Source organism: Maribacter sp. TH_r10 (assembly GCF_033101095.1).
Taxonomy (GTDB): domain Bacteria; phylum Bacteroidota; class Bacteroidia; order Flavobacteriales; family Flavobacteriaceae; genus Maribacter_A; species Maribacter_A luteus.
Genome location: NZ_JAWMPY010000001.1, coordinates 227,118 through 244,360, shown reverse-complemented (window position 1 = coordinate 244,360; position 17,243 = coordinate 227,118). Strand labels below are relative to the sequence as shown.

The 17,243-nt window shown below is 38.5% G+C and carries 12 protein-coding genes; 5 read left to right on the top strand and 7 right to left on the bottom strand.

Annotated elements, in window-relative coordinates:
- Positions 1–7: 7 nt before the first annotated feature.
- The 4 genes from R3X28_RS01005 to R3X28_RS00990 are packed head-to-tail and all read right to left on the bottom strand — an operon-like array spanning position 8 to position 6,663.
- Positions 8–3,514 carry an efflux RND transporter permease subunit gene (locus tag R3X28_RS01005; RefSeq protein ID WP_317661750.1) on the bottom strand — a complete coding sequence of 1,169 codons (3,507 nt, stop codon included), beginning with the start codon at positions 3,512–3,514 and terminating at the stop codon, positions 8–10.
- Between the two features lie 13 nt (positions 3,515–3,527).
- Entirely contained in the window at positions 3,528–4,697 is a 1,170-nt protein-coding gene (locus R3X28_RS01000) for an efflux RND transporter periplasmic adaptor subunit (RefSeq protein ID WP_317661748.1), read from the bottom strand.
- Positions 4,698–4,707: 10 nt separating this feature from the next.
- Complete coding sequence (locus tag R3X28_RS00995) at positions 4,708–6,018, bottom strand: TolC family protein (RefSeq protein ID WP_317661747.1); 1,311 nt, start codon at positions 6,016–6,018, stop codon at positions 4,708–4,710.
- 39 nt (positions 6,019–6,057) lie between these two features.
- Complete coding sequence (locus R3X28_RS00990; RefSeq protein ID WP_282055578.1) at positions 6,058–6,663, bottom strand: TetR/AcrR family transcriptional regulator; 606 nt, start codon at positions 6,661–6,663, stop codon at positions 6,058–6,060.
- Between the two features lie 326 nt (positions 6,664–6,989).
- Between R3X28_RS00990 and R3X28_RS00985 the strand changes: the two genes are divergently transcribed.
- Positions 6,990–7,964, top strand: coding sequence for a polyprenyl synthetase family protein (locus tag R3X28_RS00985; RefSeq protein WP_317661745.1), 975 nt, complete (start codon positions 6,990–6,992; stop codon positions 7,962–7,964).
- 33 nt (positions 7,965–7,997) lie between these two features.
- Here the strand turns inward: R3X28_RS00985 and R3X28_RS00980 are convergent, their stop codons facing one another.
- On the bottom strand, positions 7,998–9,182 hold the full coding sequence (locus tag R3X28_RS00980) for a lycopene cyclase family protein (RefSeq protein WP_317661743.1): 1,185 nt from the start codon (positions 9,180–9,182) through the stop codon (positions 7,998–8,000).
- A 30-nt stretch (positions 9,183–9,212) separates the two neighbouring features.
- Positions 9,213–11,495, bottom strand: coding sequence for a TonB-dependent receptor (locus R3X28_RS00975; RefSeq protein ID WP_317661741.1), 2,283 nt, complete (start codon positions 11,493–11,495; stop codon positions 9,213–9,215).
- Positions 11,496–11,782: 287 nt separating this feature from the next.
- Here R3X28_RS00975 and R3X28_RS00970 point away from each other — a divergent pair, with 287 nt between their 5' ends.
- From R3X28_RS00970 to R3X28_RS00955, 4 genes are all read left to right on the top strand, one after another.
- Complete coding sequence (locus tag R3X28_RS00970; protein WP_317661739.1) at positions 11,783–13,825, top strand: S9 family peptidase; 2,043 nt, start codon at positions 11,783–11,785, stop codon at positions 13,823–13,825.
- Positions 13,826–14,269: a hypothetical protein gene (locus R3X28_RS00965; RefSeq protein WP_317661737.1), complete on the top strand. Its 444-nt coding sequence runs from the start codon at positions 13,826–13,828 to the stop codon at positions 14,267–14,269.
- 200 nt (positions 14,270–14,469) lie between these two features.
- A complete protein-coding gene (locus tag R3X28_RS00960) occupies positions 14,470–14,982 on the top strand; it encodes a hypothetical protein (protein WP_317661735.1) in 513 nt (170 codons plus the stop codon).
- A 67-nt stretch (positions 14,983–15,049) separates the two neighbouring features.
- Positions 15,050–15,436 (top strand): DUF423 domain-containing protein, encoded by a 387-nt coding sequence (locus R3X28_RS00955; protein WP_317661733.1) that lies wholly within the window; start codon positions 15,050–15,052, stop codon positions 15,434–15,436.
- A gap of 3 nt (positions 15,437–15,439) precedes the next feature.
- On the opposite strand, the gene R3X28_RS00950 is transcribed toward R3X28_RS00955, so the two are convergent.
- Positions 15,440–16,981 carry a carboxypeptidase-like regulatory domain-containing protein gene (locus R3X28_RS00950; RefSeq protein ID WP_317661731.1) on the bottom strand — a complete coding sequence of 514 codons (1,542 nt, stop codon included), beginning with the start codon at positions 16,979–16,981 and terminating at the stop codon, positions 15,440–15,442.
- Positions 16,982–17,243: the final 262 nt, after the last annotated feature.

Genomic DNA, 17,243 nt, shown 5'->3' with positions numbered 1-17,243 from the left:
TTAGTTTTTACGCTGACTTGACTTTGGTCCGGTTGCGCCAGTTCCAGGCCCTTATCTTCATTCTGTATTCTATACTGAACAAGACGGGCACTATGATAAGCGTAAGGAAAGTTGCCACGATCAAGCCATAGATTACTGTCAATGCCAAAGGCCCCCAGAATACCACATTATCACCTCCAATGTAAATTTTGGGATCAAATTCAGTAAATAGGGAAAAGAAATCTATGTTCAGCCCAATGGCCAAGGGTATCAACCCAAGTACTGTGGTAATTGCCGTTAGCAATACAGGTCTTAATCTTGCTTTTCCTCCTTTTACAATTGTCTCAGTAACCTCGGTTTTAGATAAAAGATCGGAATCCCCTAAACCTAATGTCAATTTCTTTCGATCGATCAGGATTTGCGTATAGTCCAAGAGGACTACGCCGTTGTTCACCACGATTCCTGCAAGGGAAATGATACCCATCATGGTCATCATGATCACAAAAGGCCTGCCGGTTATCATTAGTCCGCCAAACACTCCGATGAAACTAAGAAAGATAGCTATCATAATTATTATAGGCTTGGATATACCACTAAATTGGAAGATCAAAATCAAAAGAATCAATCCTAGCCCAGAGAAAAAAGCGCCAACCAAGAAGGCCATTTGTTTGTTTTGCTCTTCAATCTGTCCGGTATAATCTATTTTGATGTCTTTTGGAAGGTCTTTGAAGTCTTCCATTTCTTTTTGTATTTCGGCTACTATGGCCCCTGCATCGGTAAATCCTGGTTTTAATTGGGAATAGACCGTAACAACACGTTCATTGTCCTTATGTTTTATTGCACTGAACGAAGAAGTATTTCTTTCTGAGGCAACGGCGGATACGGGAATTTCTTTTATTTGCCCACTTGCAGGGTCCCTAAAAATGATGTTTTGGTTGAAGAGGGCACTTTTGTTATACCGCAGATCTTCATTAAAACGTACGTTTATATCATAGTCATCCCCGTCTTTTTTGAATACGCCTGCTTTTTCGCCAAATAGGGAGCGTCTCAATTGTAAACCTACTTGACCTACAGAAACCCCTAGTTCGCCTGCTTTTTCTCGGTCTACAGCAACCTCCATGGCAGGTTTACTTTTGTTCACATCGATTTTCAGCTCTTCGATACCCGCTATGTTTTTGCTATTGATGAAGTTTCGCATGTCCTCAGCGGTATTTATGAGTTCATCATAATCTTTACCTTCCAATTCAATATTGATAGGATAGCCAGCAGGAGGACCGTTGACGTCTTTTTCTACTGAAATGGCCACACCAGGGTATATACCACTTAGGGCATCCTGTATCTGTAATCGAAGATCCTCGGTATCTAGCCCGCCCCTATATTTAAATTCACGCATTGATAGGGTTATCTTTCCACGATGGGGCATTTCAGCAGAAGAACCACCGTCGGTCATAGGGTTTCCTGCCCCTTCGCCTACTTGTGAAACGGCGGATTCTACCAAGAAATTAAAATCCCCTTTTTTGTATTTGTCCCTATTTATTACTTCATAGACCCTTTTTTCAATATCCAAGGTCAATTTATTGGTCTTTTCAATTGCAGTGCCTTGGGGATATTCTATATAGGCATAGATTTCATTGGGTTTATTGTCAGGGAAGAATTCGATTTTGGTTCTACCGCTTCCTATTGACATTCCGAAGAGCATGAACGTAATGATCAACAGTAAAAATGTCAATCCAAAATACCAGTATACATTATTGCCCCTAAGTGCTGTTTTCAACTGCTTTTCATAAAGATCTTCAAGACGTGTCATTATTACCCTTTGAAAGCTAAGGGCGGCACTTTTGATGACATATTTATAGATCCAAAACAGAATTGCGGTTAAAATCATTAGGGAACCTAATCCCCGAACCGGGCCACCAACGATCAATATGAAAATTCCGAAAGCACCTAAAATAATACTGATTCTTATAAGTTGTTTAACGGTTAATTCTTTTTCACCTATCTCCATAAAACGGGAAACCAGCATTGAATTCATAAAGATGGCCACGAAGAGTGATGATCCCAAAACCACTGAAAGGGTTATCGGGAAATAGATCATGAACTGGCCGAAAATACCTGGCCAAAGACCCAAAGGAACAAATGCCGCAACGGTCGTTGCCGTGGAAATGATGATAGGGTAGGCGATTTCGCCAATTCCTTTTTTCGTCGCTTCAATGCGCGACATGCCTTCTTGGTCCATAAGTCGGTAAACATTCTCTACGACTACGATACCATTATCCACCAACATTCCCAGACCCATGATCATCCCGAAAAGAATCATGGTATTCAAAGTAAAGCTCATTCCATCTACAAAGACATCCAAATAGTTCAAGATCATGAAAGACATGAACATTGACATAGGGATCGCAAAACCAACGAACAAAGCATTTCTGAACCCTAAAAAGAACATTAAAACGGTAACTACGAGTAGAATACCGAAAATGATATTGTTTACAAGATCATCTACCTGGTTCAAGGTTTTGTTCGAGGAATCGTTCGCAATGGAAATTTTTAAATCGGCCGGATAGTAATTCTCAGACTGATCCTTAACAAGGGCCTTAATTTTATCCGCTGCCGAAATGGCATTTTGACCGGCCCTTTTTGTAACGTTAAGCATTACCACATTTTCACCGAATTCCCTGGCATAGGTGGTTTTGTCTTCTTCACTGAAGGTTACGTTCGCAATATCTTTCAGGTATACGGCGCCATTTTCCGATTTAACAACGAAATCGTCCAGTTCCTTAGGGTTTTCGATTTCACCAATGATACGAATGGTACGGCGTTGGCCACCTGATTTCAAATTGCCTGCCGACATGGTCGTGTTTCCATTACCAATGGCACTTATGACATCTTGAAAGCTGATTTTTGCAGCCATCATTTTATGTATATCCACTGCAACTTCGACCTCTTTTTCCTGTGCACCGCGAATTTGGGCCTCTTTTATTTCAGTAAGGTCTTCGATTTCATCTTGAAGGTGTTCGGCAAAATCCTTTAGCTTTTCAACAGGATAATCCCCTGTGAAGTTTACGTTCATGATGGGAAAAGATTCCGATAAATTGAGGTCGAAAACATTGGGGTCGACCTTTGCGTTATTGAAAGTAGGCCAATCTTCAGTTGCCTTTTCAGCATCTACCTCGTCCTTTACTTTTTGCTTGGCCGCCTCTACGGTGATATCCTCATCGAATTCTACCGTAATGATCGCATAATCTTCTTGGGAAGTAGACGTGATCTCGACGACATTGCTAATGCCTTTTAAACGATCTTCCAAGGGGTCTGTGATCAGTCGTTCAATATCTTCGGCCGTATTTCCGGGGTAAGGGGTGCTAATGTATATCTTGGTTTCCACAATTTCGGGGAAATCTTCCCTTGGCATGGCAAAATATGATTTGAGGCCAATATATAGGAAGATACCGATCATGACATAAATGACTGAAGGGTTATCAATGGCCCAAGACGAAAGTCCAAATTCCTTTTGTGAGTTTTTTAGCTGCTTGCTCATTTGTTCAACGTCTTTATTTAAGGATTTTTACTTTCTGGCCGTTTTTTACGGTCCTTGCACCTTCATTGATGATCTGATTGCCATTTTCGATACCGCTGATGACCTCGATCAACCCATTTTGGGTTTTACCTGTTTTTATGATATTTCTGGTTACAATGGCTTCATTCTTATCATTTGGCTCTGAACTTACATAGGCATATTGTTCACCGGAAGCATTCTCAGAAATTATACTTTGAGGTATAAGTATGGCATCGTCGTTGGTATAATCATTGAGTTTTACCCTTGCCGTAAGGTTAGGTTTAATAAGTCCGTTTTTGTTTGGCACTGGAATTTCGATACTGAACGAACGATTACTGGGGTTTATGAAATTTCCGGTTTCCCGTATTTTGGTCATAACACTATCGCCTAATACAGGAAAGTAAACCATGGCTTCTTTTCCTTTGGCTATTTGCCCTAAATAAGTTTCAGGTACATCAACTTCAATGTACATATTGCTCAAGTTTACAATGCGGAAAACCTCGGAACCAGGTCCGGGTGAGACTACAGTACCTTGGTCTTTGATTACATCGTCCAATATACCTGTGAACGGTGCGCGTATGGTTGATTTTCCCAGTTGGCTTTCAAGCTGTTTCACGGCGTTTTCGGAAGCTTCAAAGTTTGTTTTGGCCTGTAAGTACTGAATTTCAGACCCTATTTTTTGTTCCCATAACCTTTTTTGGCGTTCGAAAGTGGTTTTGTTCAATTCGGCCTGGGTTTTGAGCTGTTCCAGTTGGCTGCCCAAACCTCCATCATCTATTTTGGCAAGTAATTGGCCCTTAGAAACGCGCTGACCTTTATTGACATAGATTTTTTCCAAGGTACCGGCCATTTCAGGGTATATCAACACATTTTGTTTCGTTTTCACCTCTCCTTGTAATTCTAAGTAATGGACGAACTTTTGGTTTTTAACGGTGATCGTGGTGACCAAAGGCAGTTTTTCATCACCACCTATTTTAGCGATTGCCGAATCTAATACTAAGATGTCTTTTTCCAGTTTTCTCTGTACTTCGGAAATCTCACTCTTTTTGGCCCTTATGGCCTCAAGGTCTCCTGTACTGATAATATCTTCAACAGACTGTCCTTTATTGTCGCCACAAGCGATTACCAATAGAAGGGTTGTAAACGTATATAAAATCTTTTTCATGGTTTGTTGCTTATTTATCTAATTGTTTGTTGTTCAATATGGTTTCCAAGGCGGTCTTGGTATTGATTACCGTTACCATGGATTGTAGGTATTCTTGTTGAGCCGAATACAATTGGGTTTGTGCTTGTCGAAGATCGAAACTGCTGGCCAAACCTTCGAAATATTTTATTTCGTTCTTGTTTTCAATACGTTCTGCAAGGGCCAGATTGTTTTTTGCGGTATCATATTCTTCAATGGCCAATGTATAATTACTCTTGGCCCGTTGCCATTCCAAGCGAATCTGTTCTTGAGCTTCGGTAAATTGGGTTTTTGCCTTTTCCAATGCTATGCGTGCCCTTTGGGTACTAGCACTGCGTTTTAGTGAACTGAAAATAGGAATGTTCAGGTCGAAACCCAATATGGAATAGTCGAACCATTCAGGGTCCCCACTAAGGAAATCAAAAGAGTCGCTATATGAAATACTACCATAATTTATATAGGCATTTAAGGTTGGGAGTGCCCTACTTTTGGCTAATTTCAATTCTAAAGCCCTTTGCTCATTAAGATTACTGGCCAATTTAAAATCTACATTGTTTTCCATGTTCAATGGGGAATCCAATAAATTCAGGTCTATTTGTTTTAGGGTAAGGTCATCAAGATTCTCTGTCAATTTAGTTGGGGAATCTATGGGTTTACCTATTAAAAGATTCAACATTTGAAGGGTTATTTCTTTTAATCGGATCGCATTTTTCAATTGGCTTTCAACTGAGGATAAAGTAATCTGTAATTGCTCAACACTTTCCTCTTCCCCTAATCCGTTTTCGAAGATCTTTTTGGTTTCGAATAGGTTTTTCGCCAAGGTGGCCTGGTTTTTTTCAAGTATGGCGATACTCTCTTGGGACAATAGAACATTCCCATATGCCTCGACTACCGCCTTGCGTACATCCAATTCGGTTTTTTCTTTATTGTTGGCAGTATAGTTCAAAAAGGTCTTTGTAGCCTGTACACCCACAATGTATGAACCGTCGAATATTTGTTGCGTTAAGGTGGCGGTAGCTGATACTTGTTGGGGTTCGCTAAAAATAACGGGTTCAAAAGTTCCGGCCTCACCACCAAAGAATTCAGCAGGTATAAGGGAAACGGTTTGCTTTAATTGATTTGAATAGCTTATTGCTCCATTGATCTGTGGCAACCCGTCGGCTATGGTTTCCCATTTTTGTTTTTGTGCGTCGATGATATCCCTATTGGAATTTATAGCACTATAATTGTGTTCCAACGCATAAGTAATGGCTTCCTCTAAGGAAAAGCTTTCGGGCAGATCTTGGGAGTATCCCTTGATCATTGTAAAAAATATAAAAACGAGTATAAAACGGATTTTCATCTATTCTTGATTTGAGTTGATTATAGTATTCAATATTTCTTGGCCTTTGGTGGTTACGATTCCCCTTAAATGGTATTCCAGAAACTCATCCATAAGACTGGACATTGTGAACATTGTTACAGGAAATAGGAGATGATTTTTAAGGCTTGTTATGCCAGAGAAATAAATTCTTGAGAGAAAATCTATATTGAGGTTCTTACGATAGATGCCCATTTGAATTCCTTTTTTAATATTTTGGACAGTACAAACTTGCATTACCTCGAAATGTTTGTTCTTAAGGTCTTCAAAAATCTTCGGGTAGTATTTCTGTAGTTGATATTGGGGAGATGCTTTTTCATCCTTAAGATGTAACAGCACTATTTTTTTTATTTCATACAGTTCTTCAATAGGGTTCTTTTCTAAGGCGCACACGTTATCAATCTCTTCCGAGATGGTACAGAACAATTGTTTGGTGCATTCTTCCACCAATTTGGTCTTGTTGGGAAAATGGGTATAAATTGTCTTTTTCGAAATACCCAATTCATGGGCCAGATCATCCATGGTAACACTCTTGAAACCAAGGTTCAAGAACAAATCAGTGGCCTTATATAGTATCTTCTCTCTCATTTAAATGAAATAATAGGGGGCAAATATAAATAGGAAACTTAAAAAACATTTAAAGTTTCCAAAGTTTTACGATAATTTAACATCAATTACTTCGGGACTTTAAAAACCATGATAGTTTTTTGAAGCCATATTTTTGTATAGGACTATTTTTTCAAAGTTGTAAAATGTCGTCAAAAGCTATTCAATCTTAGGGGCTATCTTAAAGGTGTAACTTATTGGGACTATTGTATTAGTAGGGGATTTGTTTTTGATATTTTGATTTCGATGTGCAAAACTATAAATGAGTTTGTCAAAAATGGATGTATTTTTGACGAAAATTAGCTGCAATGCATTCCATAGAACAGTATAGAGAAGAATTTATTACCCATTTAGAACAAAAGGTGGGTACTAGAGAACCTAAAAAGCTTTATGATCCTATTGTTTATATCTTAGGTTTAGGGGGTAAACGACTTAGGCCGGTACTTACCCTTATGACCACCGAGATTTTCGGAACCGATTATAAGAAGGCGTTGCATGCCGCTTTGGCCATTGAGGTATTCCATAATTTTTCATTGGTACATGATGATATCATGGATGATGCGCCTTTGCGGAGGGGTCAACGAACTGTTCATGAAAAATGGGATATAAATACTGGGATCTTATCCGGGGATGCCATGTTGATCTTGGCCTACCAATTGTTTGAAAATTACCCAAGTGATACTTTTCGAGAACTGGCGGAGCTCTTTAGTAAAACGGCCTTGGAAGTTTGTGAGGGACAACAATACGATATGGATTTTGAAACCAGGGAAGACGTTACCGTACCTGAGTACCTGCATATGATAGAATACAAAACAGCGGTTCTTGTAGCTGCTGCCATGAAAATGGGAGGTATTATTGCCGGTGCTTCTTTAAAAGATCAAAACCTGATTTATGAATTCGGAAAAAATTTAGGTATCGCCTTTCAATTGCAAGATGATTATTTGGATGCCTTTGGGGATCCCAAAACTTTCGGAAAGCAAGTAGGGGGCGACATTATCGAGAATAAAAAGACCATTTTGTACCTATCGGCCTTGCAATTGGGCAGTGCCGAGGAACAGAAAGAAATACTTGATCTATACTCCATTCAACCACAAGATGCTACGGAGAAGATAAAAACGGTAAAAACGGTATTTATTTCTTCAGGTGCTGCAAAACACACGAAAACGGAAATCGGAAATTATACCGAAAAAGCATTTGAAGTTCTGGATGTCCTCAATATCTCAGACGAAAAGAAAGCCATGTTGAAACAATTCGGTGAAAATTTAATGAAGAGAAAAGTATAGGTACATCCTTTACAGTACCTGTTTTATAAAATGTCAAAACAATCTTTTAAAAAGGGCTTTTAGGAATTCTTTCTTAGGACACGCTAAGATTATTTTAATATCTTCCCAAAGGTTGGTTTCCTCATCTAAAAACTTAAAGATCAATTGAGGGGGGCTGTTCTTGAATAGGGTTTCAAAAATATATTGACCCTTGTGGTTTTCGGTATAAAGGATATCTAAAAGAAGTAGATCGTAAAACCTGAATTTTCTTTTACTGAGTAGTAGGGTAAAAGGCTTGTTTTTTTTGATCAAGGGAATTAATATTTCAATCCTTTTAAAGGTATTGTAAAAAGTGTATCCTGTGCTGGGTTTGGTCCAGCCACCGGCAGAACCAATGTGTTGCACCCTATTGGTGTTATGGGCCTGAAAATCATAGCAGGTCATGGGTATACTTCCTTTCTCTTCTTCAATAATCTCAAAATCAGAACAATCGTATTTTGTTATGAGGTAATCTTTGATTGCCTTTTCATAATCCTCCATTGGTAATAGATGTTCAGAAAACAAAGTGTATTCTATTAAAGCCTTATTATCTGAATATGGCAGCACGTACATGAATCGGGTGTTGTTTTTCTGTTCAACCGAAAAGTCCATGAATGTGGCTTGGTTTTCATTAAAAATAGGATCTTTTGTCTTGATCAACCAACCGACAAAATGTTGCTGTAAAACCGGAAACCTCTTTTGGTCATTAAGGATTTCGAAATTGAATGTGCTATTGAATACTTGTAGCCCTGAATACACGGAATTCGCTGTGGAAACCGATACCTGCTCCTTGTTTTCGGTTATCGATAAGACTTCTTCTTCAATAAAATCTATATTGGAATATTCGTTTATCCGCTTAAAATAGTAATTATAAAAATCCAAACCCCGGACCAATTTATAGCTATAGGGAGAAATATTGAAATGGGCTGAGAATTCTTGTCCACCGAAGAAGATGTTCTCCCATGTTTTAGCCACTATTGGGTCGAATTGTCCGGGCCCATTTTCCCAAAAACACCAAGTACGGTCGTTCGATTTCTTAGAGTCTTTATCAAGAAGTAAGATTCTTTTATTTTGAAAATAGGAATCACGACTTAATGCGTCTGCCAGCATTAAACCAGCTGCACCCGAACCGATTATTATATAATCATATTTTGCCGTGATCTTTTCCAATTGATATTGCCTATGAATGTTCCCATTCAAAAATAGGCATTTCGCCAAAGCTAATCGGTATTAATCCAATCGATAACGCAACCCATAGAAAGTACGTATCCCTTGATTTGGGGCATATATGTATGTTGGGTCAAATGTTAAGGCATAAGGATTGTCTGCGGTAGCGACTACATCACCGTTATTGTCAAAGGTTACGTCCTTGTCAAAAGGGTCATTTGCCCGAGCGATAATAAAAGGATTTCCTTTGTTGGGGGTCCAATCCAACAGATTTTTGACTCCGCCATAAAATTCAAAATTCTTAATTCCTTTATAAGTGAATTGGATGTTCTGAATGCTCCAAACAGGCGAGTATTCGTCCCTTGGATCCAAATCACCGAGTAATGGAAGACGCATAGGTCCATATAAGTTACCCGTGTAATCTATGCTCAAGTTCCAAGGTCTATGGGTGTAGGAAACGTTCCAAGTGCCGGCATAACTTTCTGTTAGGATTTGGTCTTGTGTTATGCCGTTTTCGGTATTACTTACATCTTGCAAGGTTGCCCCGACCATGAATTTTAATCCGTTCGGTAAAAACAGGTCTAAATTAGCGCTAAATCCTTGGGATACCGAGTGGCCATCTAGGTTATCATAGATAATGTAATTGGGATCCGTATCGTAGTCTGGGATAATGGCGTTTGAAAAACGAGTATAAAATGCCGATAAATCCAAACTTAAAAAGGTTCCATTGTCAAAATAGAATTTTCTTAAATAGTTTGCATTAAAATTAATGGATTGTTCTGGGTCAAGGTCTTCTTCGATGATGACGTCCCTAGCCCCGATCAATGCGGCATGATCTTCTGTAAATAGGTTGACCACTCTAAAACCGGTGCCAAAATTAACACGAAATACATCGTTGGCAGAGGGTTTCCATTTATAGGCTGCCCTTGGGGTAATTATGTTACCGTGCCTTGAGTCATAGTCAAATCTAACACCGGTCAAGATCGAATGCTTTTCGGCAAATTTCCACTCGTCTTGAACAAAAAAACCGGGTAACCAAACTTCATCCTCTTCGTTACCGGTATCTCCTGATGTTGCAGGGGTGTCATCATCATAAAACGTATAGCGTAATGCGGCACCAAAAAGTAGGTCGTGGTTGCCCAATTGTTTGTCCCAGGTAAATTGACCAAAGCCAATACGTTGGTCTGCAATATATTTAGTGTCCCCATATCTTGAATCTTGATGATGGTCATTATAAGAGAAAGAAAACAATACTTTTTCTTTTATGGGTAGTTCGTACTTGCCCAATACCTCCCATCTACTAGTGTAAATACTTTCACCGTAAATTTCATCACCACCTCTATATTCGGGAGTCCATTGCATTTCACCTCCCCAGCGATCCTCATAAAAATAGCGGCCAGCCAATGAGAATATGCGGTTGTTTTCCCTTTTAAAATTCCATTTTTGAAAAACGGAGATACGGTCCTGTAAGGTAAGATCGGTAAAATTATCGTTGTTGTTATCGATGGGATTACTGTAATTGAAGTAATTGATGCCTAGTAGGGCATCTGTTTTTGCTCCTAAATTGAACTTAGTACCAACATCCAAATTCAATTCGCCCCAATCTGACATAAAACTATCTGCAAAAAAGATTGGCGCAGTTTCTGGACTTTTGGTGATGACATTGATAAGGCCACCTACTGCCTCACTACCATAAAGACTTGATGCGGGTCCTTTTACGATCTCTATCTGATCTATCAATGAGTTTGGTATTCCCGTTAGGCCATAGACCGTTCCCAGTCCACTGACTATGGGCATCCCGTCTATTAAAACCAGGGTGTAAGGCCCTTCAAGTCCATTAATGTGCACGTCGCCCGTATTACAAACGTTACAATTAATCTGTGGTCTAACCCCGTTAACGTTTTGCAGGGCTTCGAATATACTTGCTGTCGGATTCTTTTTTAAGAAAGTAGGACTGTAAACCTCTACCGGTACGGGACTTTCAGACCTGCTAACCGCTTTTAGTGTTCCTGTTACCACCATTTCCTCTAACTGTTCAGTACTTGGTGTTAGCTGAATATTTAAAACCTGTGTCTCGTTATTTTTTACTTTTATTCGGTTAGAATACGGTAAATACCCCACAACCGATACGATAAGGGTATAGCTTCCTGGCCCAATATTATTGATTGAATAAATCCCGTCATCATTACTAGATGTGCCAATTGAGGTGCCGTCTATAAATACATTGGCATAAGGTATGGGAAAACCGGCCTCGGAAATAACACCTTGTATTTGGGCTTGTTGTGCCGTCAAAGAGAAGGACAGTAATGAGAACAAAAATACAAGGGAATAAAAAGCAGGCTTCATTTATATAATCTTTATTTAGACAAATTAAAAATAAGAGCAAAACTAGCAATTTGTTTTCAATCATAGGGAATGATTTGTTAAAAAAATTAAGATTTTGAGGGGTGTATTTTAATAGGTCGTAATTATGAAATGGCTTAGGAAAACAACACTATAGATAGTCATCATAATTTTTTCATTCCCTCTAAGGTTTACAAAACCAAATCTTGTCCATTCTCTGAGGAATAGGCATATCCACTTTGCATAGTCGGGGTTATTCCTTAAGTTTAACTTATAAATATTCCAAGTTTATGATTTATAAAAAACTACCTATTACAGTACTGTTGCTCTTTATTCTTTTCAATGGGAATGCCCAAAAAAAAGAATTTACCTATATGGATCTTTTTGATCTGCAATATGCCTCAGATCCCCAGATATCCCCTAATGGGGAGTGGGTCGTTTATCGTAGAATGCGGATGGATGTGATGAAAGATAAGTCTGTTGGTGATTTATGGATAATCAAGACGGATGGCTCCGAACATCAAAAGCTAACCTCTAAGGACAATAGCGAATTAAGTCCCAGATGGTCACCAAAAGGAGACCGTATAGCATATGTTAGCAGTACCGATGAAGGTTCCGAGATCTTTATTTACTGGTTCAATACCGGTAAGTCTGCAAAAATTTCACAATTACCATTCAGCCCAGGATCCTTGACATGGTCACCCAATGGTGACCAATTGGCTTTTACCATGAAATTGGAAGAAAAGACCCCTGTTGTGGCCAAAATGCCCAAAAAGCCCAAAGGGGCCAAATGGGCCGAAGCTCCAAGGATAACCGATAGACTATACCACGAGGCAGATGGTCGGGGCTATATAAAACCTGGTTTTAGCCATATATTCACCATACCTGCGAATGGGGGCGCTCCCCGCCAGCTTACATCCGGTGATTTTCATCATAGGGGCAAATTGAGTTGGTCTCCCAAAGGAGATAAGATTTATTTTTCTGCCAATAGAACGGCCGACTGGGAATATGAATTTAGAAACAGCGAGATTTATTCAATAGGAGTAGAAAATGGCACCATTTCCACCTTAACGAATAGAAAAGGTCCAGATTCGTATCCGATTGCATCACCAAACGGTAAATTCATTGCTTATATAGGATATGATGATCAAGTACAGACTTATCAAGTACGTCGTCTATATCTAATGAATGTCGATGGTAGTAACCAAAGGGTTGTTTCCCAAGAACTGGATAGAAGTGTATCCGATATCGTTTGGGACAGTAAGAGTGAAGGACTTTATTTCTCATTTGATGATAAGGGCAACAGTAAAATTGGGTATATCACCGCTCAAGGAAAGGTTAAGAAACTTGCCGATGATATGGGAGGTACGACTATAGGAAGACCCTATGCCAGTGGCTCTTTCAGTGTATCCAAAAATGGAAAGATCGTTTTTACGAAAACAAGGCCCGAATATCCATCCGATTTGGCTATCCTGAATGCCAAGGCCAAATCACCGGTAAAAATAACGGACTTGAACCAAGGCTTGTTAAGTTATAGAAACTTGGGAAAGGTCGAGGAAGTTTGGTACAAATCTTCAGTGGATCAAAGGGATATTCAAGGATGGGTCGTATATCCTCCAGATTACGATGCCTCAAAAAAATATCCTTTTATGGTAGAGAACCATGGAGGACCTATTTTAAACTATGGAGATCGTTTTTCCGTGGAAATGCAATTGTATGCAGCAGCTGGTTATATTGTCTTTTATCCCAATGCTAGGGGAAGTACCAGTTATGGTGAGGAATTCGGGAATTTATTATATAACAATTATCCTGGTGATGACTATCAAGATGTGATGGACGGTGTGGATTTTTGTATCGCCAAAGGCATCGCCCATGAGGACCAATTGTTTGTCACAGGGGGCAGTGCAGGAGGAATAATGACGGCATGGATCATCGGAAAGAACAATAGGTTTGAGGCTGCGGTAGTGGCTAAACCCGTAATGAACTGGATCAGTAAAACACTTGTGGCAGATAATTATTTTGGGTACGCAAATTCCCGTTACCCAGGTCAACCTTGGGAGAATTTTGAGGGGTATTGGAAATTTTCCCCACTTTCGCTCGTTGGTAATATTGAGACCCCGACCATGGTCATGGTTGGGATGAACGATTTGCGAACACCTCCCAGCGAGGCAAAGCAACTGTACCATGCCCTTAAATTGAGGAAAAAAGAGACGGTTTTCGTTGAAATACCCAGTGCAAGCCATGGTATTGCCAATAGACCGAGTAATTTAATCACGAAGATTGCCCATACATTGGCCTGGTTTGATAAATATAAAAGTGCTGATAAAAATTAAATGGCAAAACAAGGAAGTCTTTTTTGGAACCTTATTATCGTACTGACGGTCATAGTCTGTTTTATGGCATTTCTTATGCATTATAAGAATTGGACCAAAATAGAGGACGATCAAATCAAGATCCTATCGGGATTCTATTATAAGAAGTTGAAATATTCCGAAATGGATAGTGTGCTTTGGGTAGATAAGATTCCCCCAATGGAGCGGTTGAATGGCTTTTCGGCCTTTGAAAAAGAAAAGGGTATTTTTAGGGAGTTCAAGGATTCCCTTACCAATGAAAAAGTGAATGTTTATGTCGACAACTTTTCCGACCGGAAAATCAAAATAGTGTATAAGGATTCTGCCAAACTTTATCTTAATTACAAGGACAGCTTAGAAACGATACGATTATTCGATGTATTAAAAAGCAAGGTTCAGTCTGCTGATTTAAACACAAAAAAATAAAAAACCCGAAGAATTTATCTTCAGGTTTTTTTATTGGGATTAATTTAAGAAAAGATCATCGAATTGTGTTAAAAAGAGCTCAAATGGAAATAATAATATAACGATTACGTTAATTATAAATAGTATATTTATGTTATATAGTAAATCGTTGAAAATACTTCAATATGTAATAACCTAGTGTGAATCTAAATTTTGGGCGTATGAAAAATCGTTTATTAAAATTGTTTCTCTGTTTATTTGGAATGGTATATGGGTTGAATGCCCAAAACAGTGTTAATGTTGATGGACGATTACAGCCAATATTGAATGAATTCTTAGAACAGTGTAATTTGTACCATATTGATTACCACTCAAAACTATTTCAGTTGCAAGGAATCGATATTGTAAATAATCTACCCTTGGAAGAACATAATACCGTTTTGGGAATGGTCTCTCGGGATAATTCTGGGAATATCGATAACATTTATATCAGTTGGGCCGCTTTGTTGGATAATGAGATTCTCAAAGTAGTTGCATTCCATGAATTTGCACACCATTTCTTAGATTATAAACACACCTGTAACGATTGCAATGAAATCATGGCAGAAACCAATACCAGTTATTTCAATATTGCCCGTAATTGGGATGAACAGGTGCAGCAACTTTTTATGACCTCGCCGGTTTATATGTCACTTCAGAAAGATGGTTCCATATCCCCGACGCATTCTTTTTAGTAAGAATGTTTGGGAAGAAAACCATCACTTCAATAGGTTTATATATCTTAGGACCAAAATAGGAATAATGGTTCTATTAGCTCAAGTTATTGGTTCTTTGTTAGGTTTGTTAGCGGTTGTTTTTGGTGCTTTTGGTGCCCATGCACTAAAAAAATCATTGAACAACGATCAATTAAAAAGTTTCGAGACAGGTGTAAAATACCAAATGTACCATGCTATTCTATTGTTGGTATTAAGTTTTAACCTGAATCTTGATACGAATGTTCAACGATATATGATCTACTGTTTTATCTTCGGGATCTTATTGTTTTCTTTTAGTATTTATTTGTTGGTCATAGGAAAATCCAAAGGAAAGAACATGGCGTTTATCGGCCCTGTAACTCCCTTGGGAGGTCTGCTTTTGGTTATAGGTTGGGGGCTGTTGTTCTATAACTTCATCGTCAATCTTGTTTAATGGCTATTTGGCAATTTCTTCTTCAGAGGTAAATTCCCTAATAGCCTTGTTGGGTTCAATGATGGAATAACCTTGCCAAAATTCAGGATTATAGTTGGGCATATAGGTAGGTAGAATGTCATTTTTTTCTTTGAATGCCTCGTAAGTGGATTTGCTTATAGGTTTTGAATCGAATACGATCAGTTCTCGTTTATTGGTGCCGATCGTACCCATATCCAATTTTACGAAAAGCTCATTTTGCTTGTTTCGACCCTTTACATGTTTGTTTTTCTCTATGATTTTGAGCGGTCTTCGTATACCTACATTAGTGCCCTCTTCTTGTTCCAGAAACCGTAAATCGTATTTGTCGTTGGTTGATTTTGCGAAAATCATTTTACCCTTGTTTAGATATTGGTTCATACTTATGCCCAATAAATTGAATTTCTTTAATGATTTTACGTTTTCATAATCCAGGCGTACAATGGCAAAATCGTCAGAATTTACGTAAAGTGTTCCTTGGTAATCCGCCGAACCTTTGGGGGTAAATCCCAAGATGTAGACCGCATCTTCACCCATATAGGTAAACTCTTTTAAGGTGTAATCGTATTTTCTTGACTTACTGATGAAGTTCAGCGGTGAGTCGTCCAGATAAAAGAGGTCATTCATCATGTCCACAATACTGTTCTTGCGATATTTTGCGAAATTGGTCTTACGGTCAATCTCCCTTTTTTTCTTTTCTTCCAATTCTTTTTCCAAGGCGACTTGATTGGTTGAATCGATATCCGATTCGAATATTTCGTCAAAATCCTCTCCCTTGATCTTAGTGCCGAACAATCCTGATTTTATCTTGAAATAGGAATCTCTTTTAATGTTCGATTTTATGATCTCGTTGAACTTCTCTTCTAATTTTTCATAATCCAGTTCTTTACTTTTGTCATATAGTTCGGATGCTTTTATGATATCCATTTTCTGGTTATCTTCCTCTGTATTGCCATAAAGGTCACAAAGTATCTCTGTGTAATAGCTAGATTTTTTCGGCACGGTGTTCAAGACACTGTCCAAGAATTTTTTGTTGAGTTCCTTGATCGTGGATTTTACGAAGGTGTAATCAGTCTTATTGAAATTCTGAAAGTACGAATCCCTGAAGAACATCCTTTTTTGACTAAGGTCGGTGTTGTAATTCTTGTCTAGATTCTCTTCTATCAAATCTATGATTTCATCTGTGGAATAGTTTTTATTGGAAACGATTACGGGATTTAGTTCAATGGCTTTCGGACTTAAGTAAACTACGTTCTCCGAGAATTCTTTCAATGGCTTTCCGATTGATGCATAACCGATACATGAAATGAAAAGTGAATCGGTTTCCGAAACAGTACTATCTAAAAGAAAGCTGAATCTACCTTCCTCATTAGTGATTACGCCTTTTTTGTTCAATTGTACCGTGGCGTAGGGGATAGGTTCTTGAGTAACGGAATCCAATACTCGGGAGGTAAGGGTTTGACTTTGTACGGTGCTACAAACAACGGTGAGCAATGCGGCGATTAGCCACAAAATAATTTTGTCCATGGATGATTGTTGATTAGTTGAAAACAAACTAACACATACTTGAATTAATGTGCGTTCATTTTTTATTTTCTTTATGACATATTTAGCTTTTTATTATGAGCTACGGCCCAAGATTGTTTAAAAAAATGTCAATTATTTTTATTTACCTATTTATGGACTATTTCGTCTCATAATATATCATAAGTGACCTATGGGAATTATGATCACATATTTAAAATTGTCCTTATAAAAGCAAGACGACCTTGCAGATAAATAGTTACCG